The organism is Glutamicibacter sp. (assembly GCF_035257265.1).
GTDB lineage: Bacteria > Actinomycetota > Actinomycetes > Actinomycetales > Micrococcaceae > Glutamicibacter.
Genome location: NZ_DATEXC010000058.1, coordinates 102,012 through 126,565, shown reverse-complemented (window position 1 = coordinate 126,565; position 24,554 = coordinate 102,012). Strand labels below are relative to the sequence as shown.

The following is a 24,554-nucleotide window of genomic DNA, read 5'->3' as shown; positions in this document are numbered from 1 at the left end:
ACTTGTTCAGATACTGGACATTGTTATCAAAAAATTGCCCATAATGTGAACTATTTAGGCTAGTTTAGTGCCATGAGCACTCCATCTTTGAAAAAGGGCGCTCCACTCGCTGAAGGCAAGCGCGAGACATTCTCGTCACGCAAGCTTTTTATCCTCTCGGCGATTGGTTCAGCCGTTGGTCTGGGAAACATCTGGCGTTTCCCCTACGTCGCCTACGAAAACGGCGGCGGCGCATTCCTTATCCCATACCTAGTCGCAATTCTTTGTGCGGGTATCCCATTGCTATTTTTGGACTACGCGATCGGCCACCGCTACCGCGGTTCAGCTCCGCTGGCGTACCGACGCGCTAACCGCAAAGCAGAAGTGCTTGGTTGGTGGCAGGTTCTCATCTGCTTCGTGATCGCGATCTACTACGCGGCAATTATCGCGTGGGCTGCTATGTATTGCTGGTTCTCCATCACGAAGGCCTGGGATAAGAACCCGGACGGTGCCTCAGGCTTCTTCATGGAAGACTTCTTGCAGGTTGCCCCTGAGGCCGGTGTCTCCTTAGATATCGTCGGTGGCGTCTTCGGGCCGATGCTTGGCGTATGGCTCGTTGCGATCATCATCATGGTGGCCGGCGTCAATAAGGGCATCTCGCGTGCCAACGGTATTTTCATGCCGTTGCTGATCGTGATGTTCGTGATCCTCGTGGTTCAGTCGGTCTTCCTGCCAGGCGCAATTGACGGTCTGAACGCATTCTTCACTCCGAACTTCGAGGCGTTGCAGAACCCGGGTGTGTGGGCTGCAGCCTTCGGCCATATCTTCTTCTCGCTATCCGTAGCCTTCGGCATCATGGTCACTTACTCCTCCTACATGAGGCGCAAGAGTGACCTGACTGGTTCGGGTTACGTTGTAGCTTTCGCTAACTCCAGCTTCGAATTGCTTGCCGGCATTGGCGTCTTCGCAGCTCTCGGCTTCATGGCCTACAACGCGAACTCTGCCGTTGGCGACGTAGCCACCAGTGGTATTGGCCTGGCGTTTATCGCTTTCCCAACCATTGTCTCGGCCGCACCATTTGGTTCGGTCATCGGTGTGCTGTTCTTCGGCTCGCTGGTCTTCGCGGGGTTGACCTCGTTGATCTCGATCCTTGAAGTGATCGTTGCCGCGTTCCAGGACAAGTTGGGCTGGAACCGCAAGTCCGCCACTTTGGTGGTTACCCTTCCGGTGGCGTTTATCTCGATGGTTCTCTTCCCGACGACCACGGGCCTTTACTTGTTGGACACCTTGGACGCTTTCGTGAACCAGTTCGGCATCCTCGCTTGTGCATTGGTGCTTGTCATCGTCTTCGGTGCAGGTCTTGGCATGCTGCCGCGTTTGGCCAAGCACCTGAACCGTCACAGCTCGATTAAGTTGGGCACCGGCTGGATGGTTCTGGTTGGCGGCATCGGCCCGGCTGCGCTGGGCTACATGCTGATCAACGAGTTCCAAACCAAGATCACCGAGTCTTACTCGGGCTACCCCATCTGGTTCAACGGAGTCTTCGGTTGGGGCATGGCTGGTGCGCTGATTATTGGTGCGGTATTGATGTCATTTATTCCTTGGGGTAAAAATTCCAAGCTGAATGACCCGGAATTCGAACAGCATCAAAAAGATGTGGAAGCCGAAGAATTCCCTGACCCAGTTGGAAAAGAGTACTAGCCATGAGTGGAATCGCAATTACCTTCATGATCATCTCCATGCTGACCATTTGGGGCGGCCTGGCGCTAAGCCTGTGGAATCTATCCCGTCATCCCGAGAAACAGGACGACGATATAGAGCTCGCCCCAACGGGTAACGAGTAACCGCAAAGTCATCTGGTCTCCACCTCGCGAATCCTCGATTTGCGGGGTGGAGGCCTTTCTTGTGCATGTGCACTATGAAGACAGTTCATTTTTGTGCCGGTATCGGTAGATCCATACGAATCCCGGCCATAGTGTTCTATCTAGAGTCATGCCGGCCGAATCAGAGCCGGTTATTTTTTTGAAAGGAATCACGGTGGACGTTACTTACCGCATTGAGCAGAAGCGCCAGATCAATGGCGCCTTCCCAGGTCCAAAGTCCCAGGCGCTGGCCGCCCGCCGTGCCAAGGCAGTCGCAGCCGGCGTTGCCTCAAGCCTGCCGGTCTACGCAGCCGATGTAGACGGTGGAATCATCGTTGACGTGGATGGAAATCAGCTCATTGACCTCGGCTCGGGTATCGCGGTCACCACCGTCGGTGCGTCGAACCCAGCGGTAGCCAAGGCAGTTGCCGAGCAGGCAGCTCGATTCACCCACACTTGCTTCATGGTGGCACCGTATGAGAACTACATCGAGTTGGCTGAAAAGCTGGCAACGATCACTCCGGGCCACTTTGAAAAGCGCGCAGTATTCTTCAACTCTGGCGCCGAAGCCGTAGAAAACGCGATCAAGGTCGCGCGCGTAGCTACCGGACGCCAGGCAGTGGTCGCTTTTGACCACGCCTACCACGGACGTACGAACCTCACCATGGGTTTGACTGCCAAGGCTGCCCCTTACAAGCGTGGCTTCGGCCCACTGGCTCCAGAGATCTACCGGATGCCGATGAGCTACCCATACCGCGAAGAAAACCCCAACATCTCAGGTAAAGAAGCCGCAGAGCGCGCAATCCTGGCCATGGAGAAGCAGATTGGCGGAGACCAGATCGCCGCGATCATCATCGAACCAATCCAGGGTGAGGGCGGGTTCATCGTTCCCGCCACTGGCTTCCTGCCACGCGTGGCGGAGTGGGCCAAGGAAAACGGCATCGTGTTCATCGCTGACGAAGTCCAGGCAGGCTTCGCCCGCTCGGGCGCATGGTTCGCCTCGGACATCGAAGGTATCGAACCAGATCTGGTAACCGTGGCAAAGGGCATCGCCGGCGGCATGCCGCTATCTGGCCTGATCGGTCGCGCCGAACTATTGGACTCGGTCCATGGCGGCGGACTGGGCGGCACCTACGGCGGCAACCCGGTGGCCGTGGCTGCAGCGCTAGAGAGCATCAAGTTCATGGAAGAGCAGGATCTGGCCGGGCGAGCCCGCCAGATCGAAGAGCAGTTCTTCACTCGTTTTGGTGCAATCCAGAAGGAAGTCTCCGCACTGGGTGACATCCGCGGGCGTGGCGCAATGGTCGCCATTGAATTCGTCAAGGCCGGTGGCAAGGAACCAGATGCCGCACTGACCAAGAAGATCGCCGAGGAATGCCTCGCAGAAGGCGTTCTGATCCTCACTTGCGGTACCTACGGCAACGTGGTGCGCCTGCTCCCACCATTGGTGATCAGTGACGAGCTGCTCGGCGAAGCATTTGACGTTCTTGAAGCGGCAATCCGCAAGCACGCTTAGTTCTTGAATAAATAGCACTGGGGCTGGTTCATCAATGAACTAGCCCCAGTGCTTTTAATGAACGTGTTAATCAGCTGACTTTTTTGGGTTCGGGCCCGGGTCCAACGCGCGGGGTTCGTACCATGTCCAAAACAATGAGTATTACCGCTACCCAGACCAGCGCGAAGCCTATCCAACGCTCCGCCGGCATCGACTCACCGAATACCAGTAGGCCGAGGATGAACTGCATAATCGGTGCCAGGAACTGCAAGGAGCCCAGGGTGCTCAGTGGAAGACGACGGGCGGCCCCGCCAAAGAGCAATAGCGGTACCGCCGTGATGATGCCACTGACTGCAAGCAAGGCAAAGGCCGGGACGCTGACGGAGGTAAACACCGAGGTGCCGTGGAGCATCGTCCAGCCCAAGAAAATGAGCGATAGCGGGGTCAGCAGCAGCGTTTCCATGGTGAGCGCACCCAAAGCGGTGCCGCTTCTGCCGACCTGATTTTTGACCAGTCCATAAAATCCAAAGGAAAATGCCAAGCCCAAGGAGATCCAGGGAACCCGGCCCAAGCCGACCGTCAATATGATGACTGCAAGTGCGGCAACGGCCAAGGAGAGCCATTGCAGGCGGCTGAGCTTTTCCTTCAAAACGATCACGCCCAGGACAATCGCGACGATGGGGTTGATGAAGTACCCCAACGAAGCCTCCAAAACGTGGCCGGTCAGTACCGCAAAGGCGTACAGCGTCCAGTTCACCGCAATCAAAACACTGGCAAGGCCGAGTCTGCCCACCGTTTTGCCGTCTTTGAACATGCTGATGAACAGACGAATCTGTTTGGTGGCCAGCAATAGCAAAATACAGAAGACCAGCGAGAAAACGACCCGCACAGCAACAAATTCAAAGGCTGAGATCTGCGGTAAAAACAGGAAGTACAGGGGGAGCAACCCCCAAATGAGGTACGCTGCGGTGCCTTGGATCAAGCCCAGGGAATGTTCGGAGCGAACTGGTTTATTGCTGCCGGAACTCATGAGTTATTCGTGTCTACTTCCGCCATGTCATGAAAGGTTCACGCGATCCGCAGGGCCGCGCATTATCTGTTGATCGTATGTCCCGTAGTGCCTCACAGCCACACTAGGTGATAGTAGTCACCTTAGGGCCCGCGCAACGACTTGTCGGGGAACAAACCCTTCGGACCGGTCGTTCAAATACACTAAAGGTATCGGGATGACGGACACGGGGAGTGGACCTAAGTGCATAAACATAACAATGGTTTTAGGACTGCGCTATTACTCGGCGGCATGTTTGCCCTGCTGCTTGCGCTTGGCTCGCTCATTTCCGTCGGCAGCGGCAATGGCTCCTTTATCTGGATCTTTGCGCTGATCGGTCTGGGCACCACTGCCTACGGCTACTGGAACAGCGACAAGATCGCGCTGCGCTCGATGCAGGCCTACCCGGTCACCGAGGCAGATCAGCCAGGGATGTACCGCATCGTCCGCGAGCTGTCGATCAACGCTCAGCAGCCGATGCCGCGCCTCTACGTCTCGCCGACTACCTCACCTAATGCCTTTGCCACCGGACGTAACCCGGAAAACGCTGCCGTCTGCTGCACGGAGGGGATCTTGCAGCTGCTCGATGAGCGGGAACTGCGCGGGGTCCTGGGCCACGAACTCATGCACGTCTACAACCGTGACATCCTCACCTCTTCGGTGGCCGCCGCGGTGGCTGGCGTCATCACCTCTGTCGCCCAGTTCATGCTGTTCTTCGGCGGACGCGACAACCGCAACGTTAATCCGATCGCGTTGATTGCGATGTCCTTGCTGGCGCCGCTCGCCGCCTCGATGATTCAAATGGCAGTCAGCCGTACCCGCGAGTTCGACGCCGACGAGGACGGTGCCAAGCTCACAGGTGACCCGCTGGCGCTCGCTAGTGCGCTGCGCCGCTTGGAGTCGGGTATTAGCGCCGCCCCGCTGGCACCCCAGGATCAGAAGCTGGTCAACAGCTCACACCTGATGATCGCTAACCCATTCGGCTCGCGTCTGAAGCAGATGTTCTCCACGCATCCGTCGATGGATGACCGGGTGGCACGACTTGAAGCGATGGCACGCGGCCAGTAACTGCTTGCAAAACACGAAAGAGCGTCGTTGCCTCAAAATGGCAACGACGCTCTGTGTGCGTGAGGCTCACTAGCCCTGGGCGGTGTGTGTTTAGCGGAAGTTCACAAACTGCAGGTCTGCTTCGTCGAAGCCGCGCAGCAGAGTCATAGTGGCCTGCAAATCATCGCGGGACTTCGAAGATACGCGCAGCTCATCACCCTGAATGGTGGATTTGACTCCCTTAGGAGCCTCATCACGAATGAGCTTGTTGATCTTCTTGGCGACATCCTGAGCAATACCTTCAACGATGGATGCTTCGATGCGGTATTCCTTGCCTGAAGCGTAAGGCTCGCCGGCGTCTAGGGACTTCAGGGAGATGTTGCGCTTGACCAACTTGGACTGGAAGACATCCAGTACAGCCTTGACGCGCTCTTCAGAGTTCGCCTTCATCAGGATCTTCTCGCCGCTGAAATCAACTTCTGCGCCGATGCCCTTGAAGTCGTATCGCTGGACGATTTCCTTCTGAGCCTGATTCATTGCGTTGGCGACTTCTTGACTGTCTACCTTGCTGACAACATCAAATGTGGAATCGCTAGCCATGTGATTTCTCCTTGGTGTTCTACGGGTCCAATTCGCTTCATAGCCTACCGGTTAAGCGGCAAGAATTTCGGCTGTGATCAGGCTTACATCAAAAATGCACCTCTCGATTTCACAAGCTACAAAAACTCCTGTAGAGTTATTTCTCGTTCCGACGTGAACAAACATGGCAGATTACCCGAGTGGCCAAAGGGGGCTGACTGTAAATCAGCTGGCAACGCCTTCACTGGTTCGAATCCAGTATCTGCCACAGATAACTCCCAGATCGAAAGATCTGGGAGTTTTTTGCATCCCGGAGAACATTGCTTAAAAGTCGTGAATTTCGGGCATTTTTACTGCGTTCAATGTCTCCAAGCTACGTACTTGCGGATAAATTCGGATACCGTGTAGGCATGGCAACTAAAAATGTGAGCGAAGCAGAATTCGCCCAGCTGATTGCAGACAATGACATTGTGCTCGTTGATTTCTGGGCAGCGTGGTGCGGTCCTTGCCGTCAGTTCGCCCCGGTTTATGAGCAGACTTCGGAGAAATTCCAGGATGTCGTGTTCGCCAAGGTTGATACCGAAACGGAGCAGGGTCTGGCGCGAGCAGCTAACGTAACCTCGATTCCTACCGTGATGGCGTTCCGCGAAAAGGTCCTTGTCTTTTCGCAGCCAGGTGTGTTGAACCAGGCTCAGCTTGAAGATCTGGTCACCGCGGTGAAGGGCATTGATATGTCCGAGGTGCACGCACAAATCGCCGAGGAAGCTGCGCAGGCGGAGTAATCCACTAAGCACTATTAATAGCTTCGGGCTGCTAACGACCTCGGTGATCTAATGGGGCGTAGCGTGGCCCGAAGCTTTGTCTTTTCTGTCCTGAAAGCTGTAACAGCCGGATCAACCGTTGCCGATGATCCGAAAAAGGCTGAAGAAGCTCAAGCATCTTCTGATCATCAACTCGGCGCCCAATAAGTACTTGGCCGACAAAACCAGCCAGATGGTAATCACCAACGGAAATATGGTCAGGCGAACCATGGGAGCGCTGCAAAGTTTCAGCCACAGTCCACGGACCGACGCCCGGCAAAGATAACAGCGCTGACTCAATCGTTCCCGCACCTGCTGCAAGAGGCTTTTGTGCTTTCAGATCTTTGCCAGCCCACCATTCTAAACGGCTCGCCGCCGCCGCAAGCCGGCCTAGGGTTTGTGCGCGTTGCTGTTCGACTCGGGCGGCCTGCCAATCCCACCTTTTGAGTTTTGCAAGTTCTTCGGGACGCGGAAAAAGCATGAGCCCCTGCGGTGCCGGCCCCGGAGCCGGACGTCCCCGGTGGCGGATCAGCCAACGCCAGGCATAGTTCGCTTCGATGCCGGTGACTCGTTGTTCGAGGATGGCCCCGGCGGCGTGGTCAAAAATTCTGTTTGTTCGCGGTAGCGCCAGATCGCGGTGCAGTACACGTTGGTGCTGGACTAGCTCGGGCAGGCAAGAGAAAAATTCCGGCTCATCAAAGCCTGACCAATCATCGGCTGCGCCCAAGAGATCCGGTGCGTGCTCGATGGCCCAGGGAGCCCCAGCGCCCCACGCTTCAAATCGGGCGGCAGAGTTCACCGAGGGTTTAGTGATGTGCAAGGTGGCGTCGCCGTGCTCGGTGGCGAACGCCAGCCAGGCTTCGGTATCAGCTAACCGAATCGTCGGGTCGCCTAGACCGCGCCGTAGAATCCCTAACGACTTCTGCAGACTTAGCGGACGCTGCGGGTCGTAAGAACCGGTTACTGCATCGAAGTACATACGCCCTGAACCCTTCCGGTCACTAACATTTCCCATACTTTCACGCTATTGCATGACGCAAAGCTACGTACCGCCACGACATGTGTGACAAGCGCCGGTAAAGTTCTTGACATGAAGTATGCGTCTACAGTTCTAGATCTGATTGGCAACACGCCACTCGTCAAACTCAATCGGGTGACCGACGGTATCAAAGCCACCGTGCTGGTCAAGCTGGAATACCTGAACCCGGGTGGTTCTATCAAGGATCGCATTTCCTTGAAGATGGTTGAGCGTGCCGAGCAAAGCGGCGAACTGAAGCCGGGCGGAACTATCGTCGAACCAACCAGTGGCAACACCGGTGTGGGGTTGGCAATGGTCGGACAGCTCAAGGGATACAAAACAATTTTTGTCACCCCCGACAAGGTGGGGGAAGAAAAACGCGATGTGCTGCGAGCCTACGGCGCCGAGGTAGTGGTGACGCCGACGGCGGTCGCCCCAGAATCTGAAGAGTCCTATTACGGCGTCTCGGACCGGCTAGTCCGCGAGATTGACGGCGCATACAAGCCAGACCAATTTTCGAATCCGGCAGCTCCGGACAGCCACTTCGAATCAACCGGCCCCGAAATCTGGAACGATACCGACGGCAAACTCACCCACGTAGTCATTGGTGCCGGCACCGGCGGCACTATCACCGGAACCGGCCGGTACCTGAAGCAAATATCTGCCGGCCGAGCCAGCGGCCCGGTCAAGGTGATTGCGGCAGATCCAGATGGTTCGGTGTACTCCGGTGGTACCGGACGCCCATACTTTGTCGAAGGTGTCGGCGAGGATATGTGGCCAGGCAACTACGATCCGGCGGTACCGGATGTGGTGGAACCGGTTAACGATGCGGAGTCCTTCGCGATGACGCGCCGCCTGGCCAAAGAAGAAGGGCTGCTACTTGGCGGCTCTTCGGGCATGGCGATCGTCGCGGCGCTGCGTGTGGCTCAAAACCTGAGTGAAGACGACGTCGTGGTGGTCATTGCCCCCGACGGCGGACGCGGCTATCTGGCAAAGATCTTTAATGACTCATGGATGCTTGCCCAAGGCTTCACCGGAGAAGAAAATACGCAGCTGGCACAGATTGCTCGTGCGTTGGCCACTGATCCGCAGCCTACGGTCAGCGCAGAAACCACTCTGGCCGAAGCCGCGAAGCTGCTGCGCGAGTCCGGAGCCGAAGCACTAGTAGTTGGCACCGCGCAGTTACCGGCACGTATCGGAGAGATCCGCGCGGTGATCGGTGCAGCCACACTCACCGACGCGTTGTTGGCCGGCGCCGAAGCTGCCAGCACCTTAGCTGAGCTCGAACAGCTTCCCATCCCACTACTGGGCGTTGGCGAAAGCCTGGAACGAGCCCAAGAACTACTTGCCACGCACCCGGGGGTCTTGTTGACCGACGGTGGCGAAATTCAGGCCGCGCTGACCGCGTCGGACCTGCTGGCCTACGTAACCCGCTAAACATTGACTCAACAGGACAGGAACGTCATGACCGAAAACATTCAGGGATCAAACACTCGTTTCGTACACGCCGGACAGGAATTTGAACCGCACACCGGCGCCGTCGTCCCACCAGTACATTTCTCCACCACTTATGCACAGGAAGCCATTGGCAAGCTGCGCAACGGCTACGAATACGGCCGCGGAACTAACCCGACCCGTGACTCGCTGCAGGCACAGCTCGCCGGTGCCGAATTGGGCAAGCACGCTTTTTCCTTCAGCTCCGGTCTGGCCGCCGAAGATTCACTGATCCGTGCAATCCTGCGCCCAGGCGATCACATCGTCCTGGGCAACGACGCCTACGGGGGATCCTTCCGACTCATTGACCGCGTCCTTGGTGCGTGGGGCATTGGCAACACTCCGGTGGACATGTCCAATGAGCAGGCATTAACCGCCGCCATTGAAAAGAACAAGGCCAAGCTGGTTTGGGTTGAGACTCCATCTAACCCAATGATGACCATCACCGATATTGCGAAGGTCGCACAGATCGCTCACGCTGCCGGCGCGTTGCTGGTCGTGGACAACACCTTCGCCAGCCCGTTCCTGCAGCAGCCGCTGACCCTGGGCGCAGATATCGTGGTGCACTCCACGACCAAGTACATTGGTGGGCACTCGGACGTTGTTGGTGGAGCGGTCATCGTGAAGGATGATGAGCTGGCCGAGAAGATCGGGTTCATCCAGTTTGCCGTAGGTGCCGTCTCCGGCCCGATGGATGCCTTTTTGACCACTCGTGGTCTGAAGACGCTCGGTGTTCGCATGCGCGCACACAACGAAAACGCTGACAAGGTGGCCCACTGGCTGCGCGAACGCAAGGAAGTAGAGCGCGTGCTCTACCCGGGCTTCGAAGATCACCCGGGCCACGACATTGCCAAGAAGCAGATGAGCGGCTTCGGCGGCATGGTCTCCGTGCAGTTCTCCGGTGGCGAGGCTGCCGCGCGTAAGATCGCCGAAAGCACCAAGCTGTTCACCCTGGCAGAATCCCTGGGCGGCATTGAATCGCTGATGAATTACCCATCGGAGATGACCCACGCCTCGGTCAAGGGCACCGAGCTGGCAGTTCCGGTCAACCTGCTTCGTTTGTCGGTTGGCATCGAAGATGCTGCGGATCTGATCGATGACCTGGATCGTGCCTTCGGCGCGTTGTAGGCCTTAGAAAACTGCGGGGATCGTGAACCAACTGGTTCATGATCCCCGCAGTGTTTAACGCCGGTGTTATTTTTTACTGGTTTTCGGTGAGGTGAGCTTGAAGTATTTAATGCTTGCCGGGGTCCACATCAGCAATACCGCGAGAAGCACCACGGCTGCGAGGATTGAGTAACGGCCCATGCGCAGCAAGGTGGGCAGGGCCGCAATGAGGCCAATCCAGGTCAGCTGCGCGCGTGCGGAGCGTTCACCCTTCCACAACCGTACAGCTAAGAAACAGATCGCTATTCCGGCCACGGCCAAGAGCACTACCAGCGCCAGCGGACCAGGGTCCAGCGGGTGAACATCGAAGACATCGAAGGCTAAATTCGCGGCGAAGCCTAAAAAGAGCACTCCGGCCAAGATCCAGAGGAACCGCGAGATGCGCAAGGCACCGGGTGCTGGCAGGGCATTTGGCGGGGGAGTTACGGGCTTTTTCACGTCTCCCAGCCTAGCGTCAAGACCAAGTGTTACGGCCCACTTTGCAAGCGGTGCCCGAACTCACACAGCTCTCACGCTGACAAATGAGCCTACTTGTCGATAGTATTAGGTGTTCGCGAACATCAGGGTTTCCTTGCATCTAGCCCAATTTTTGAGGCAAGAGCCTTCTCGTGTTGTATTTCTTCCGCCAAGTGTGTGCGCGGTTTTTATGTCATAGGGGAGCGCTTGATGAGCGTGAGTAGTTTTCTTACTGTGTAGCCTATGCGTCGTTCTTAAATTGGGGACGGGTAGGCCTTCCCCAAACGAATGAGGTAATTCTTCGTGTCATCAGACATGCCCGTAAACACCAATGACGAAAAGACCAACGAAGAGCCGACCGTGCTTTTCAGCGAACTTGGTCTTGACGCCCGAGTGCTTGCAGCACTAGCCGACCTAGGCTACGAGAAGCCATCGCCAATCCAGGCAGCCACCATCCCACTGCTTCTTGAAGGCCGTGACGTAGTTGGTCTGGCACAGACCGGTACCGGTAAGACCGCAGCTTTCGCGCTGCCGGCACTGTCCCGCATGGCTGAGCTTGCAGACCTTAACGGTCCAGCTCGCACCCCACAGATCCTGGTTCTAGCTCCAACCCGCGAGCTGGCTCTTCAGGTTGCTGAGGCTTTCACTTCTTACGCCAAGTACCTGAGCGACTTCACCGTCCTTCCGGTATACGGTGGCTCGCCATACGGCCCACAGCTCAACGGACTGCGCCGCGGCGCACAGGTTGTTGTCGGTACCCCAGGCCGCGTCATCGACCACATCAACAAGGGTTCCCTGGACCTGTCCAACCTTCAGTACGTAGTACTGGATGAGGCTGACGAAATGCTTCGCATGGGCTTCGCCGAAGAGGTCGACAAGATCTTGGAGTCGACTCCAAAGGACAAGCAGGTTGCACTGTTCTCCGCAACCATGCCGCGTACCATTCGTCGCATCGCTGCCGAATACCTGCGTAACCCACAGGAAGTTTCGGTCAAGTCGAACACCTCGACCGGCACCAACATCACCCAGCGTTACCTGCAGGTTATGGGAGCTCACAAGCTCGATGCCATGACTCGTATCCTGGAATCCGAGCCTTTTGAAGGCGTTATCGCCTTCGTTCGCACCAAGATGGCTACCGAAGATCTTGCCGACAAGCTGAAGGCCCGGGGCTTCACCGCCGCAGCCATCAACGGTGACATCCCACAGCAGCAGCGTGAGCGCACCGTCGAGAACCTGCGTTCGGGCAAGATCGATATCTTGGTCGCAACCGACGTGGCTGCTCGTGGCCTTGACGTGGAACGCATTTCCCACGTCATCAACTACGACATCCCACACGACACCGAGTCCTACGTGCACCGCATTGGCCGTACCGGCCGTGCAGGCCGCACCGGCGACGCGATCCTCTTCATGACCCCACGCGAGAAGTACCTACTGCGTGCGATTGAAAAGGCTACCCGCCAGCCAGTGACTCAGATGCAGCTTCCTTCCCTGGACACGGTCAATGACCGTCGTATCCAGCGTTTCACCGATCGCATCGACCAGACGATCAGTGGTCAGGACCTGAGCACCTTCCGTGAAATCGTGGAGCGTTTTGCTGCAGAGCACGAAGACCTAGATCAGCTTGAAATCGCTGCTGCATTGGCACTGATGGCTCAGGGTGGTCGCCCATTGCTGATGACCGAGCCAGTGATCCCACCTTCGAAGAAGGCTCGCATGGACCGCGAAGGCGGACGTGGCGAGCGTGAAGGTGGACGTGGCGAGCGTGCACCACGTGGTCGTAAGACTGCAGCCGAGGGCAACGCAATGTACCGTTTGGCCGTGGGTCGTCAGAACCGCGTTCAGCCGGGCTCCATCGTTGGCGCACTTGCCAACGAAGGCGGCTTCAACTCCTCCGAAATCGGTGGCATTGATATCCGTTCGGATCACACCCTGGTTGAGTTGCCAGCAGAGCTGACCAAGGACCAGTGGCGTGCACTGTCTAACACCCGCATTGGTGGCGAAGCCATCAACCTGGAGCTAGACAACGGTCGCAGTCCAGCAGAAGATTCGGACCGCGGTGGCTACGGCGACCGTAAGCGTTCCGGTGGCTTCGGTGGCGGACGCGGCGGTGGACGTGGCGGCTTCGGCGGCGGCGGTGGACGCGGCGGCTTCGGTGGCGGACGCGGCGGTGGCGAAAAGCGCTTCGGCGGCGGAAACCGTAGCGGCGGACGTCGCGACTACTAAGTCTTAAAACCTAAGAGCACTCCCTTGAATCGTGAAAACGGTTCGGGGGAGTGCTTTTTTGTTCTTTAAAACGCGACATAGCCAATGACAGGAAAGGTCGCGCTGAGCCTCCCTAGTCAGTCCGGATGGACTCGGAGCTCACTCTCCTCGCTCCAACGCGTGCAGAGGCCACACGGCGTCTAGCAACGTGTCTGTAAGGAACACCCGGAGGCCGTAAAATTGCGCAGTGATCTCGTCGCAAGTGTGAATCAGGGTAGGCATAATGGTTGAACAGTGCCAGATGCCCACTAGCCAGATAGAGAATCTAGATTCTCTGAGAACTATTCACGTTGCCACCGATATCCATGCGGAAGAATCGGAGGGATAACGTCGCGTACTACACCCGTTGCTGGTGGTGCCAAGGACTGATAAATTGCACCGTCCCCGGGATTGATCCGCATCGAGTGTGGTTGTTCGTGAACCACAATCTCAAACCATCCCGGTTGTTCCTTGGCTAGATTGCACCATTGGCATCTACCGTCGGCATTTTTTACGTTTGTCGGACCACCAAGGTAATGCTGCATCACGTGGTCAACGTTTTCTATGATTCCATCGCAATAGGGAGTCCGACAATGAACATCGCGGATCTTGATGAATTCCTTCATTGCGTCCGGGAACTCGCGTGCTTTGGAATCCATGGCAATCAGATCTTGATTTCCGGGTGCGGTATACAACCGCTGGATTTCAGGGAAAGTGAAGATTCGTAATGCCAGGTCGTCGTGTTCCGGATACTCATGGAAGTAATCGTTGACCCGTACCTGCGCTCCCGCCACTAGTTCGCGCGCATATTGGGAAGGAATGATCCCGTATCCGGGTAGATTAGCCGGCTCGCGGTCACCCATGAGCAAACTCTTATCCGTCATGATCAGTTTAATATCAACGAACAACGGAAGTTTGGGAGGGAAACCCTCAATCTGACTGCAAATCAACATGTCAGCCATCAGCTGATCTTTTGTTCGAGGGTCTCCGCTACGACGTAGTTCGTTGACTCGCTGCTTGATTGATTTGCACAAGGCGGTGCCTTCTGCGAGCGGGAGCTTGGCGCTGAGCATGACGCAATTTTCGCTCTTGCGAAATCGTGAGTAACGCTTCGAGGCTTCATCTTCAGCCAGGAAAGCCTTAGTGGTGCTTTCAAAACGTTCGGTGAACTTGCGAACTGTGTCGCCGATTGCCTTGACGCCTAGCCCTTCAAACATCTCAGGATGAGTGCGAAACAGCTGGTCGAATTCCCTACGATGTTCAGCATTAACTTCTTGCAATGGGGACGCAGCGGCGAGTATCTGTCGCTCCGAGAGATCGCCGAGATCAAGAGCTAGTAAAAGATTCGGCATATCTTCTACCAGTATCCGACAAGATTTCATGTAGCTTCGGGCACCCGTCGGGGGCTGACGACGGCTCATTGCCACCGCAGAAGCAGCACCGCGTTCGCTTTCGTCTATGAAGACGCCACGTTCCTCATGGTCGCGAACGACTTCTTTTTCGAAAAGGTAAGCCATCCTAATCTGAGCTGCACAGAAACTAGCTTTGGTGCGTTCCAGCTCATTAAGTGCAGCTGAGTAAGCCGATCTGCCGCCATGGGCAACGATCTGGCTCAGGTTGTCATTAACTTTTCCCACCAAGGCTTCACAGCCTTCATGAAGTCCATTGTCTGGTGGCCACTTCGGAGCCTTGTTTTCGAAGTTATCGCGATCGTCGCATCCGCCTTCGTACATAATTCCATTTTATAGCGTGAGACAGACGTTTTAGAGGTAAGTATTCGACCTGTGGATTACTGAAATTCGAAAGTTTTAGCGGTTCTGGTCCGAACCGAATCGGGTGTTAAATAAAGCAAGAGGGAGAGAATCTATAAAAGATTCTCTCCCTCTTATCTGAGCCCCCTGCCGGAATCGATCCGGCGACCTCGTTCTTACCAAGAACGCGCTCTACCACTGAGCTAAGGGGGCAACAGATAAATACTTTACACACATTGAAAGGGTTTTCAAAATCGCCCTAGGGTGAGTGCCGGAGGTCACAAAATCGGATCTCAGTAGGCTTTCTGCGCTTCGAAATAGATGTGACCGCTTGGTGGATTTTCGTGAAGTAGGAGGAAGGCACTTGCAGCAATGTTCGACTTTTGATCCGTTGATGCCTGCATTTGAATCACTAGCCATCGCGTTGCTAAACGACTAGTGAAGTCTTGACCAAATTCGTGAGTAGCGTCACTGGAGAAGTTTTCTCTGAACTTCTGAAACTAAGCTCCGATTCGAAATTCGTATCCATACTTGACTTGGCTATATAGGTGATTTGCCGGATTTCAATTCAACGTGGACTGCGATTTTTCTTTGCTGAGAAATCCGTGTAGAGTATTTACTCGTTGCCCCCTTAGCTCAGTGGTAGAGCGCGTTCTTGGTAAGAACGAGGTCGCCGGATCGATTCCGGCAGGGGGCTCTGAGTGGGAAGTCATCTTGGCTTCTACAGGATGGCTTCCCACTTGTGGCGGCGTAGCTCAGCTGGTTAGAGCGCACGACTCATAATCGTGAGGTCCCGGGATCGAGTCCCGGCGCCGCTACCGACAAAAGCCTCGAAAACTCCTAGAGTTTTCGAGGCTTTCCTCGTTTAAATATGACTCACTCTTCTTTTGATGCTGACTTCATGGCCAGGGCTCTGACCTGTTGCATCAAGCTCTCGTCGAACGGTTCTCCTACCGTGGGCGACTCTGCATTGACATCATGTCCGTGTACCGCGGTATGCAGCCGTTGCATTTGCAGATCCAACTTTTCCGCGGCGTTTGCCGCGTCGGTGAGCTCCTCGACCAAATGTTCAGGAACCGCGCCCTCATACTTGTAAAAAATCTTATGTTCAAGACTCGCCCAAAAATCCTGAGCGATGGTGCGTATCTGTACTTCAACAACGACCGGGACTGGGCCCTCGGAAAGGAACACCGGGATCTCCAGAATCAGGTGTAAGCTCTTATACCCATTGGGTTTTGGATGCTTGATGTAGTCCTTGATCTGCAACACTTTCAGATCATTTTGTGCGGTGAGCGTGTGTAGCACCTTGTAGGTATCTTTGATGAAACTGCAGGTGATACGGATACCGGCGATATCGGTGATGTTGGCTCTAATTGATGCCAGATCCGGATCGATGCCACGCTTGACGACTTTTCGCAGGATACTCTCTGGAGATTTCACGCGCGACGAAACATGTTCGATGGGGTTGTACTTGTGAAGGTATAAAAATTCCTCGCGCAAAATTGAAACCTTAGTCAGCACCTCGTCCGCGGCGAACCGGTACTCCATCATGAATTTTGGAAGCGACTGCCGTAGCGAATGCGCAAAATCGTAGACTAGGGCACCGTTGGAGCTTGAAGACTCCACCGACGGCAATGGAATTACTTCGTGGGATTCATCTGTATTGGAAGAAATCTCGACCACCTCTAGCTCAGTTAGCAGACTCGAAACACACTAGTTGTTCGTCTTTTGCTCCAACCCTAATCCTGTCGACTAAGAATTGCGCATGAATCCGATGCACGTTGCGCGTGCTGAGGCGAGAAGTCCAATGCTCTAACGTTGAATGCAGAACTTGTTGAAAGGCGCAGATGATTCTCGAACGTGAAAACCGGCAGCTTTGCCATGGCATTAGCTTCTCGCCCCATGAGCCGGTCCCGGTGCTCAGACTGCGTCGCGGTGATGAATGGGTCAACGAACCACTCAGCGAAAACCGTTCAATCAAGCTACGTGTTGGGCAAACTAAATTTTGTTTAGGTTATGTCACCATGCGCGATGATGGCTCACGAACACTGCATAGCTGCCCTAAACTCAAGGGACTTAACACTGGAACTCAATGCGAGGGGTGCCGGCGTTCGGACCAGAGCAAATTCATGCACCAGTTTCACAAAACTGGAGAGGCACCGCAGGGCCTGCGCAAATATCTAGAACAACCACATTTCCTCTATGTCGCAAGTTTTGCCCATGGCGCGACCAAGGTTGGTACGACCTCCACACAGAGTAAGTGGACCCGTCTGGCACAGCAAGGAGCCGTGAGCGCTAGATACGTGGCGCGCGCCAGTGATGGTGGTGCGATTCGAGTGTTGGAAGACCTAGTGACCGAGCACGTGGGTCTTAAACAACAAGTCCGACAGAAATCCAAGGTCAAGGGGCTGACCTCATGGGAGCTCGACGAAACTAGTCTGGACGCAGCCAACGCGTTAGAGGCGACTCGTGCCAAGAAATTCTTAGAGGCCCAAGGTGAACTAGCCGCGTATGGAGTGGAACTGCTAGACCAAAAGTGGGAGCAGCCTGCCTACGCCATGGAAGTGGTGCGAGCCTGGGATTCAAAAACAGTACATCCGTGGACGGAACCCATTGCCGGCCATGAAATGAATCTGCGCGTGCGCGGAGTGCTTGGCCAGAGCATTCTGGTCGACAGCGGGGAAAACACTACTTTGCGCTTGCTGGACGCGGCGGAGTTGAAAACCCGTGAAGTGGATATCGAAGTGCAACGTGGCCAGTTCTTCGAAGAACAATCGCCATTGTTCTGAGTTTCACCCGTTTTATCCCTTCATTTGCGCTTTGTACCGTGCACTCTGAACTAAACTGGATGCCATGACCAACACTCCATGGGAAGCGGCCTCACCGCGTTACAAAAAGTTTGTGTTCACCGCCATGGGGGTCATGGGCTTTGGCATCATTTTGGCAATTATTGGCTCGAACATCCCCTCGCTCTCGCTGGTATACACGGCCATTGGCATCATGATTGTGGGCATGCTGTGCCACATCATCGGCTTAGTTATCCGCGCCAAGGACACCCGCAAGTGGCGTATCGCCAATGGGCTTGCCGTTCCGCGCGCCAAGAAGCAAAAGTAACCGAGTAACTCGCAACGTTCAGGAGAACTAATGGGTATCAACCCTGACCTCGTGGGGCATATTTACCCCGCTGGAGCGTCCTACCAGGTAGGCCGCGAAAAAATTCGTGAATTCGCCACGGCCACAAAAGCTAGCTCCCCGGCGCACTTTGACGTGCAAGCCGCCCAAGCATTGGGTTACGCAGATTTGGTAGCCCCGCCGACTTTTGTCATCATCATCGCGCAGCGCGCAGATGCGCAGCTGATCTCAGATCCGGCCTCCGGAATTGACTTCTCTCGTGTGGTGCACGCTGACCAGCGTTTCACTCACCACCGCCCCATTGTGGCCGGAGACGAACTGCTGGCAGAACTCTATGTGGACCAGATCCGTGAAATGGGTGCAGGTGCAATGATCACCACGCGCGCCGAAATCACCACGGTGTCAGGCGAGAAGGTCGCCACCACCACTTCATCGCTACTGGTACGGGCAGGGGACTAAACCGTGATCAAATTCTCTAGCTTAGAAAAAGGCCAGGTAATCGGTTCAACGACCGTCATGGTCAACCGTGGGGACCTGGTGCGGTATGCAGGTGCCTCGGGAGACTTTAACCCGATCCACTACAGCGAACGCTTTGCCACAGAGGTCGAACTGCCCTCGGTGATCGCCCACGGCATGTTCACCATGGGTGCAGTTGTTGATCTTGTCGGTGCGTGGGTAGGAAACCCGGGCGCCATCGTGGATTACCAGACCCGCTTCACCAAGCCGGTTGTGGTGGAAGATCCCGCAGGGAGCAACCCAAGCGATGCCGAAGGCACCGCCATTGAGGTTGAAGGCAAGATCGGTGCACTGGATGAGGAAGCACAAACGGCACGCGTGGACCTGACGGTCACCGCCAACGGCACAAAGGTACTGATGAAGTGCCAGGCGGTAGTCCAGCTCTGAACAAGCAACTAGGCGGCGAGGGCACGGTAATCGCCTGGCGCAACGGGTTACTTGCCGCCTACCTGGCCAGCGGCCTGTTGATCTCGGCTCTGGTCTCCCGGCTCCCGGCATTGCGCGACGCGCTGCAGCTAGACCACGCGAATGTCGGTTTACTGCTGTTGTGCCTGAGCGCTGGGTCGTTTTTGTCCGTGGCGCTCTCCGGACAAGCAGTGTTGCGGCTCGGAGCCACCAGTGTCATGCGCATAGCTGCCACCTTGGCGGGTAGTTCGTTGCTGCTGATCGGGATCAGCGCCTCGGTGTTTGAATCCACCTGGCTGACCGGGATTTTCCTGTTCACTCAAGGACTGGGTACCGCTTCGTGGAACGTGGCCTCCAATGTGCAGGGCGCAGCCATGGAGCGTGCATTGGGCCGAAGCATCATGCCGGAGCTGCATGGCTTTTTCTCCATCGGCACGGTGCTGGGAGCTGGCATTGGCGCGTTGGCAGCGGCGGTCAATCTGCCACTATATGTGCACTATGCGGTGATGGGCGTGATCATCGTGGTGACGGTGCTGGTCAGCGCCCGGAGCTTCGGTGAAGATTTCAGCCGTACCCCGCGCAACCATACGGGCCCCTCATTGGCGCAAGCGTGGAAAGAACCACAAACTATCTTGCTCGGCGTGCTGGTCCTCGGCATGGCTTTGGCCGAGGGAGCAGCAGGGGACTGGGTAGCACTGGCCTTAGCCGACGGTTACCAAACGAGCGAGGCCACCGGAGCGATTGGCTATGGCGTATTTGTCAGCACCATGACCCTCACGAGGCTGCTGTCCGGTGATCTGATCCTGCGTCTGGGACGCGTGATTATGATTCGAGCCAGTGCCATTGCAGCGCTGATAGGTGTGCTGCTTTTTGCCTTTGCCGGAAACCTGCCCATTGCATTTATCGGCCTGGCCATTTGGGGTATGGGTGTTGCCCTGACTTTCCCACTGGCCATGAGCGCAGCCTCGCAGGATCCATTGCGGGCGGCCACCCGCGTTTCGGTGGTCTCCACCATTGGTTATGGCGCGTTCTTAGGCGGACCGCCACTGCTGGGCCTTCTAGCAGGCGCTATCGGCCTGTTGCCGGCGTTGGGATCCATCTCGATTCTGGTGCTCTTGGCCTTCTTCCTCTCTTCCAATGTGGCCGATCACCGAAGCGAAAAATAGCAACGCGAAACTATGCGAAAGTAGGAGCATGCTGAAGAATTTGACGACCTCGAAGGTCGGTGGACCCGCCGACCAATTGGTAGTGGCAGGTACCGAAGAAGAGCTGGTCTCTGCGCTGGCGGCAGCCGATGCTGCCGGCACCCCGGTACTGCTGATCGGTGGCGGTTCAAACCTGGTGATCAATGACCGCGGATTCCGGGGAACCGCCATTCAGATCGCCACCCGCGGCTTGCAGCTTGAAGCGTTGGGCACCAATACGCTGTTATTGCGCGTCGCTGCCGGGGAAAACTGGGACGCCTGCGTGGAATACAGTCTCGTAGAAGGCCTAAGCGGCTTGGAGGCGCTGTCCGGCATCCCGGGTTGCGCCGGGGCCACCCCGGTGCAGAACGTGGGTGCCTACGGCGCCGACGTGTCTGAGCACCTGGCCTGGGCGCGGGTTTATGACCGGCACCTCGGAACCGCGCTGACGCTACATCGTGAAGAGCTCGAATTCTCCTACCGGGATTCGCTGATCAAGCGCACCAGCGTAGCCGGTTCGCCGCGCTTTGTGGTGCTCGAAGTTGCCTTTGAACTTACTCGGTCAGAAGTTTCGGCGCCGATACGTTATGCGGAATTAGCTCGCCGCTTGGGCGTTGCACCCGGTGAATCCGCCTCGGCGCAGCTGGTGCGCCAGCAGGTGCTTGAACTACGTCGCTCCAAAGGCATGGTCTACGAACCGAAGGACGTGGACTCGCACTCCACCGGGTCCTTCTTCACCAACCCGATTGTTGACGTGCTGGTGCTTGAACGCTTGCCAGAAGGCGCCCCAAACTATCCGGTGGACACCGATGGTCTGGTGAAGCTTTCCGCAGCCTGGCTGATCGACCAGGCAGGATTCTCCAAGGGCTTCGGACTCGAAGGCACCGAGGGGTTCAGTCTGGCTCAAGGCCGCGCTAGCTTGTCCACCAAGCACACCCTAGCTGTCACGAACCGAGGTGGTGCTACCGCCGAAGACCTACTGGCTGTCGCACGCGCCGTGCGTGCGGGGGTACAAGAACGCTTTGGCATTGAACTGGTCAACGAACCATTACTCATTGATTTAGCGCTTTAGCGCACAAAAAGCCCCTTCGAATCGAATTCGAAGGGGCTAAATGGTTTGTCTTTACAGGCGACCCTGAGCGATGGCCAGCATGCGGCGCAATGGCTCTGCTGCGCCCCAGAGCAGCTGGTCACCGACGGTGAACGCGGAAATGTACTTAGGTCCCATTTCCAGCTTGCGGATACGGCCCACCGGAATATCCAAGGTGCCCGAGGCAGCGACCGGGGTCAGCCGCTCCATGGTGGCTTCCTTTTCATTGGGCACAACCTTGGCCCACTCATTGTCCTCGTCGAGCAGTGCTTCGATCTCGGAAACCGAGAGGTCATCCTTCAGCTTGATGGTCAACGCCTGGGAGTGCGAACGCATCGCGCCGATACGCACGCACAGGCCATCAACGATGATGTGATGATCCCCGGAGGTCTGCAAGATCTTGTTCGTCTCCGCTCCGGCCTTCCACTCTTCGCGGGACTGGCCGTTGCCGAGGTCTGCGTCAATCCACGGGATCAGCGAGCCTGCGAGAGGTACACCAAACTGGCTGGCGTCCAATCCACCGCGCTGAGCTTCAAGCACCTTGCGGTCAATGTCCAAGATGGCGGAGGCCGGATCGGCGAGTTCGGCGGAGACCGCCGAATTGATGTCACCAAACTGGGTCAGCAGCTCACGCATATGGCGTGCACCGCCACCGGATGCTGCCTGGTAGGTCATGGAAGTGCTCCACTCGACCAGGTTGTTCTTGAACAACCCGCCCAAACCCATAAGCATGCATGAGACGGTGCAGTTACCTCCGACAAAGTCTTTAACGCCTGCAACCAACGACTGGTCGATGACATTCCGGTTCACCGGGTCCAGCACGATGACCGAGTCTTCGTTCATGCGCAAGGTGGAGGCTGCATCGATCCACAGGCCATCCCAACCGGACTTACGCAGCTCGCTGTGCACCTTGGCGGTGTAATCTCCGCCCTGAGCGGTGACGATAATCGGCAGCTTGGCCAGAGTTTTAATGTCGTAGGCGTCCTGCAGCGGTTCGGCACCCTGCGCAAAGCCAGGGGCTGCACCACCGGCGTTCGACGTCGAGAAAAAGACCGGGTTCAGTTGCGCAAAATCGCCCTCGTCGAGCATGCGCTGCATCAGCACGGAGCCAACCATGCCACGGTAACCAACAAATCCAACAGATGAAGTCATATCTCCATGGTAGGACGCTTCACGGCAACCGGCTCGGTTCGTTACAGCAGTTAAAGCAGAATCACACCCGAGCCCCAGCCGGGTTCGAGTGTGATTTGAATAAGCAGAAGCTTTACTTCTCCTCTAGCAGCAGTTTGCGATTTTTGATCGCCCACATTGCGGCAAAGATAAATAGCTGGGTAGGGACCAGCAACAAGATAAGACCGAAGATCTTAGCGCCGTCGAGGACCATAAAGAATCCCAGCACCGCTACCACAAGGGCAAGCAACGGGAACAGCATGTATCCGAGGATGAACAACGCGTCAGAGTGTTGTTTGAGCTCGCTCAGGTATTTTTTCACGTAGGTTAGTCCTTTTCACGGATCCAAGATTCGAAGCGGTATTCGGTTCCGCTTTTTGAGCTGTGCCATTGCTCAGCCGGGTCGGCTGAGGACAGGACAAAGTCTTCAGTCAATGCGGGAGCTTTGGTATCCCCGGCCGGGCTGAAATTCAGCCGTGTAATCACGGCGATGTCCCACAAATCCAGGGTGGCGGCGTAGAGCTTTCCTCCGCCGATAATCCAAATTTCTTCGCTGCCTTCGCTTTGTCCAGCCAGCGCCAAAGCTTCGTCGACCGAGCCGACAGGAAGTGCGCCGGCGGTGCGCAGTTGGTCGTGGTCACCGGAGGTCAGCACGATATTACTGCGGTTTGGCAGGGGCCGGTATTTCTCCGGAAAAGAGTCCCAGGTATTGCGGCCCATGATTACCGGATGGCCGGCGGTAACCCGCTTAAAATGCGCGAGATCTTCTGGCACATGCCAGGGCATCGTTCCGCCAGCGCCGATAATGCCGTTGGCGCCCTGCGCCCAAATGGCACCTATGAGGCTCTGAGTTTCTTTAGCGTGACGTGAACTCATACCGCAACGCTTCCCTTGATCGTTGGGTGATGCTGGTAATCGTTGAGCACAAAGTCTTCGAGCGTGTAGTCAAAGATTGACTTTGGCTGGGACGCGAATTCCAGCGTGGGGTAGGGATACGGATCGCGACTGAGCTGTTCGCGAACCTGCTCCAGATGGTTGGTGTAGATATGTGTGTCTCCACCGGTCCAGATGAACTCTCCCGGTTCCAAATCAAGCTGCGCGGCGACCATCTTGGTCAGCAGCGCGTAGGACGCAATGTTAAAAGGGACTCCGAGGAACATGTCAGCGCTACGCTGATAAAGCTGGCAGGAGAGTTTTCCATCGGCCACGTAAAACTGGAAGAACACGTGGCACGGAGGCAGCGCCATGTTCTTGATTTCCGAGACATTCCACGCCGAAACGATATGACGGCGGGATTCCGGGTTGTTGCGCAGAGATTCCATGACCTCAGAAATTTGGTCAATGTGCGCACCGTCCGGGGTGGGCCAGCTACGCCATTGCACACCATAAACAGGACCGAGCTCGCCATCTGCATCGGCCCACTCGTTCCAAATGCGCACCCCTTGATCCTGCAACCACTTCACATTCGATTCACCGCGCAGAAACCAAAGGAGCTCTGCGGCGACAGATTTGAAATGCACCCGCTTGGTAGTGATCAGCGGGAAAGATTTGCTCAGATCAAAGCGGAGCTGACGACCAAACACCGAAAGTGTGCCGGTGCCGGTGCGATCCTCTTTGGCGGTGCCGTTTTCCAGCACGTCGCGCAACAGATCTTCGTATGGGGTCTCGATGTTCTGGGAAGTCACCATTCCATCGTAGCTGTAGCTCTGGCGCGAGAGCTACAGCCGAACTGTGAGACTTCGCTAGCTATTGGGTGGCAACCATGTCGTGGTATTCGGGATAACGGGTCAAGAAGTCCTGGACGTAACTGCACTCAGGAACAATTTTTGCTCCCTCTGCGCGTAATTTATCCAGCACCATGGTCACCAGTGCACGCGCGTAACCGCGCCTGCCGAATTCCTCATTGACGATGGTGTGCTGCAAGGTCACCAGCTGATCTTCGCGCTGATAACCAATAAAACCGATGAAGGTGGAGCCATGCCAAAGACTGTAGCGCTGGCGGCTTTCGTCATGATCCAGACGCAACCCTTGATGCACAATTTTCTGAACCGGATGCTCTGGCTGATGAGCGGACATGGCATTAGCCTCCTTGGACGTGATTTCTCTCACCTCTAGTCATA

Annotated in this window: 25 protein-coding genes and 4 tRNA genes; 17 read left to right on the top strand and 12 right to left on the bottom strand. The window is 56.2% G+C overall.

Annotated elements, in window-relative coordinates:
• Nucleotides 1–72 precede the first annotated feature (72 nt).
• The 3 genes from VJ369_RS17010 (at nt 73) to gabT (ending at nt 3,357) form a co-directional block, all read left to right on the top strand.
• Nucleotides 73–1,680: a sodium-dependent transporter gene (locus tag VJ369_RS17010; protein WP_324093180.1), complete on the top strand. Its 1,608-nt coding sequence runs from the start codon at nt 73–75 to the stop codon at nt 1,678–1,680.
• 2 nt (nt 1,681–1,682) lie between these two features.
• A complete protein-coding gene (locus VJ369_RS17005; protein ID WP_096256963.1) occupies nt 1,683–1,823 on the top strand; it encodes a methionine/alanine import family NSS transporter small subunit in 141 nt (46 codons plus the stop codon).
• Between the two features lie 148 nt (nt 1,824–1,971).
• Nucleotides 1,972–3,357: a 4-aminobutyrate--2-oxoglutarate transaminase gene (gene gabT / locus VJ369_RS17000; protein ID WP_324093179.1), complete on the top strand. Its 1,386-nt coding sequence runs from the start codon at nt 1,972–1,974 to the stop codon at nt 3,355–3,357.
• 70 nt (nt 3,358–3,427) lie between these two features.
• Here the strand turns inward: gabT and rarD are convergent, their stop codons facing one another.
• On the bottom strand, nt 3,428–4,366 hold the full coding sequence (gene rarD, locus VJ369_RS16995; RefSeq protein WP_324093178.1) for an EamA family transporter RarD: 939 nt from the start codon (nt 4,364–4,366) through the stop codon (nt 3,428–3,430).
• A 222-nt stretch (nt 4,367–4,588) separates the two neighbouring features.
• Between rarD and htpX the strand changes: the two genes are divergently transcribed.
• A complete protein-coding gene (htpX, locus tag VJ369_RS16990; protein WP_324093177.1) occupies nt 4,589–5,452 on the top strand; it encodes a zinc metalloprotease HtpX in 864 nt (287 codons plus the stop codon).
• Nucleotides 5,453–5,542: 90 nt separating this feature from the next.
• On the opposite strand, the gene VJ369_RS16985 is transcribed toward htpX, so the two are convergent.
• A complete protein-coding gene (locus VJ369_RS16985) occupies nt 5,543–6,031 on the bottom strand; it encodes a YajQ family cyclic di-GMP-binding protein (protein WP_096256959.1) in 489 nt (162 codons plus the stop codon).
• A gap of 165 nt (nt 6,032–6,196) precedes the next feature.
• Between VJ369_RS16985 and VJ369_RS16980 the strand changes: the two genes are divergently transcribed.
• Nucleotides 6,197–6,278 (top strand) — tRNA-Tyr (locus VJ369_RS16980).
• A 142-nt stretch (nt 6,279–6,420) separates the two neighbouring features.
• Nucleotides 6,421–6,792 carry a thioredoxin gene (gene trxA / locus VJ369_RS16975; protein ID WP_324093176.1) on the top strand — a complete coding sequence of 124 codons (372 nt, stop codon included), beginning with the start codon at nt 6,421–6,423 and terminating at the stop codon, nt 6,790–6,792.
• 31 nt (nt 6,793–6,823) lie between these two features.
• Here the strand turns inward: trxA and VJ369_RS16970 are convergent, their stop codons facing one another.
• Nucleotides 6,824–7,789: a 3-methyladenine DNA glycosylase gene (locus tag VJ369_RS16970; RefSeq protein ID WP_324093175.1), complete on the bottom strand. Its 966-nt coding sequence runs from the start codon at nt 7,787–7,789 to the stop codon at nt 6,824–6,826.
• Nucleotides 7,790–7,900: 111 nt separating this feature from the next.
• On the opposite strand from VJ369_RS16970, the gene VJ369_RS16965 reads away from it, so the two are divergent.
• Both VJ369_RS16965 and VJ369_RS16960 read left to right on the top strand, forming a co-directional pair.
• Nucleotides 7,901–9,265: a cystathionine beta-synthase gene (locus VJ369_RS16965; RefSeq protein ID WP_324093174.1), complete on the top strand. Its 1,365-nt coding sequence runs from the start codon at nt 7,901–7,903 to the stop codon at nt 9,263–9,265.
• 27 nt (nt 9,266–9,292) lie between these two features.
• The gene (locus VJ369_RS16960; RefSeq protein WP_324093173.1) at nt 9,293–10,450 is read left to right on the top strand and encodes a cystathionine gamma-synthase; all 1,158 of its coding nucleotides are present in this window, start codon (nt 9,293–9,295) and stop codon (nt 10,448–10,450) included.
• A gap of 66 nt (nt 10,451–10,516) precedes the next feature.
• Here the strand turns inward: VJ369_RS16960 and VJ369_RS16955 are convergent, their stop codons facing one another.
• Nucleotides 10,517–10,927, bottom strand: coding sequence for a hypothetical protein (locus VJ369_RS16955; protein WP_324093172.1), 411 nt, complete (start codon nt 10,925–10,927; stop codon nt 10,517–10,519).
• 333 nt (nt 10,928–11,260) lie between these two features.
• Here VJ369_RS16955 and VJ369_RS16950 point away from each other — a divergent pair, with 333 nt between their 5' ends.
• Entirely contained in the window at nt 11,261–13,168 is a 1,908-nt protein-coding gene (locus tag VJ369_RS16950; protein WP_324093190.1) for a DEAD/DEAH box helicase, read from the top strand.
• A 320-nt stretch (nt 13,169–13,488) separates the two neighbouring features.
• Here VJ369_RS16950 and VJ369_RS16945 read toward each other — a convergent pair whose 3' ends face one another.
• Together VJ369_RS16945 and VJ369_RS16940 are read right to left on the bottom strand one after the other, a co-directional pair.
• Entirely contained in the window at nt 13,489–14,919 is a 1,431-nt protein-coding gene (locus tag VJ369_RS16945; RefSeq protein ID WP_324093171.1) for an HNH endonuclease, read from the bottom strand.
• 159 nt (nt 14,920–15,078) lie between these two features.
• A tRNA-Thr gene (locus VJ369_RS16940) sits at nt 15,079–15,150 on the bottom strand.
• 412 nt (nt 15,151–15,562) lie between these two features.
• Between VJ369_RS16940 and VJ369_RS16935 the strand changes: the two genes are divergently transcribed.
• Together VJ369_RS16935 and VJ369_RS16930 are read left to right on the top strand one after the other, a co-directional pair.
• A tRNA-Thr gene (locus VJ369_RS16935) sits at nt 15,563–15,634 on the top strand.
• A gap of 47 nt (nt 15,635–15,681) precedes the next feature.
• Nucleotides 15,682–15,755, top strand: a tRNA-Met gene (locus VJ369_RS16930).
• A gap of 58 nt (nt 15,756–15,813) precedes the next feature.
• Here the strand turns inward: VJ369_RS16930 and VJ369_RS16925 are convergent.
• On the bottom strand, nt 15,814–16,488 hold the full coding sequence (locus tag VJ369_RS16925) for a GTP pyrophosphokinase (RefSeq protein ID WP_414652674.1): 675 nt from the start codon (nt 16,486–16,488) through the stop codon (nt 15,814–15,816).
• Nucleotides 16,489–16,784: 296 nt separating this feature from the next.
• Here VJ369_RS16925 and VJ369_RS16920 point away from each other — a divergent pair, with 296 nt between their 5' ends.
• The 6 genes from VJ369_RS16920 to VJ369_RS16895 all read left to right on the top strand — a co-directional run bounded on the left by VJ369_RS16920 (nt 16,785) and on the right by VJ369_RS16895 (nt 21,246).
• Nucleotides 16,785–17,726: a DUF2797 domain-containing protein gene (locus VJ369_RS16920; protein ID WP_324093169.1), complete on the top strand. Its 942-nt coding sequence runs from the start codon at nt 16,785–16,787 to the stop codon at nt 17,724–17,726.
• A gap of 64 nt (nt 17,727–17,790) precedes the next feature.
• A complete protein-coding gene (locus tag VJ369_RS16915) occupies nt 17,791–18,051 on the top strand; it encodes a hypothetical protein (protein ID WP_105675589.1) in 261 nt (86 codons plus the stop codon).
• A 30-nt stretch (nt 18,052–18,081) separates the two neighbouring features.
• A complete protein-coding gene (locus VJ369_RS16910; RefSeq protein ID WP_105675587.1) occupies nt 18,082–18,528 on the top strand; it encodes a MaoC family dehydratase N-terminal domain-containing protein in 447 nt (148 codons plus the stop codon).
• Nucleotides 18,529–18,531: 3 nt separating this feature from the next.
• Nucleotides 18,532–18,972: a MaoC family dehydratase gene (locus VJ369_RS16905; RefSeq protein WP_324093168.1), complete on the top strand. Its 441-nt coding sequence runs from the start codon at nt 18,532–18,534 to the stop codon at nt 18,970–18,972.
• Nucleotides 18,948–20,156 carry an MFS transporter gene (locus tag VJ369_RS16900; protein WP_324093167.1) on the top strand — a complete coding sequence of 403 codons (1,209 nt, stop codon included), beginning with the start codon at nt 18,948–18,950 and terminating at the stop codon, nt 20,154–20,156. Before VJ369_RS16905 ends, VJ369_RS16900 begins: the two co-directional genes overlap by 25 nt.
• Nucleotides 20,128–21,246 carry a UDP-N-acetylmuramate dehydrogenase gene (locus tag VJ369_RS16895; RefSeq protein WP_324093166.1) on the top strand — a complete coding sequence of 373 codons (1,119 nt, stop codon included), beginning with the start codon at nt 20,128–20,130 and terminating at the stop codon, nt 21,244–21,246. Before VJ369_RS16900 ends, VJ369_RS16895 begins: the two co-directional genes overlap by 29 nt.
• A 51-nt stretch (nt 21,247–21,297) precedes the next feature.
• On the opposite strand, the gene asd is transcribed toward VJ369_RS16895, so the two are convergent.
• The 5 genes from asd to VJ369_RS16870 form a co-directional block, all read right to left on the bottom strand.
• Nucleotides 21,298–22,416, bottom strand: coding sequence for an aspartate-semialdehyde dehydrogenase (gene asd / locus VJ369_RS16890; protein ID WP_324093165.1), 1,119 nt, complete (start codon nt 22,414–22,416; stop codon nt 21,298–21,300).
• A gap of 112 nt (nt 22,417–22,528) precedes the next feature.
• A complete protein-coding gene (locus VJ369_RS16885; protein ID WP_096256935.1) occupies nt 22,529–22,756 on the bottom strand; it encodes an NF038396 family protein in 228 nt (75 codons plus the stop codon).
• 5 nt (nt 22,757–22,761) lie between these two features.
• Entirely contained in the window at nt 22,762–23,310 is a 549-nt protein-coding gene (locus tag VJ369_RS16880) for a dihydrofolate reductase (protein WP_324093164.1), read from the bottom strand.
• Nucleotides 23,307–24,122, bottom strand: a complete 816-nt coding sequence (locus VJ369_RS16875) for a thymidylate synthase (RefSeq protein WP_324093163.1) — start codon at nt 24,120–24,122, stop codon at nt 23,307–23,309. The genes VJ369_RS16880 and VJ369_RS16875 overlap by 4 nt, the downstream gene beginning before the upstream one ends.
• A 58-nt stretch (nt 24,123–24,180) precedes the next feature.
• On the bottom strand, nt 24,181–24,510 hold the full coding sequence (locus tag VJ369_RS16870; protein ID WP_324093162.1) for a GNAT family N-acetyltransferase: 330 nt from the start codon (nt 24,508–24,510) through the stop codon (nt 24,181–24,183).
• Nucleotides 24,511–24,554 lie beyond the last annotated feature (44 nt).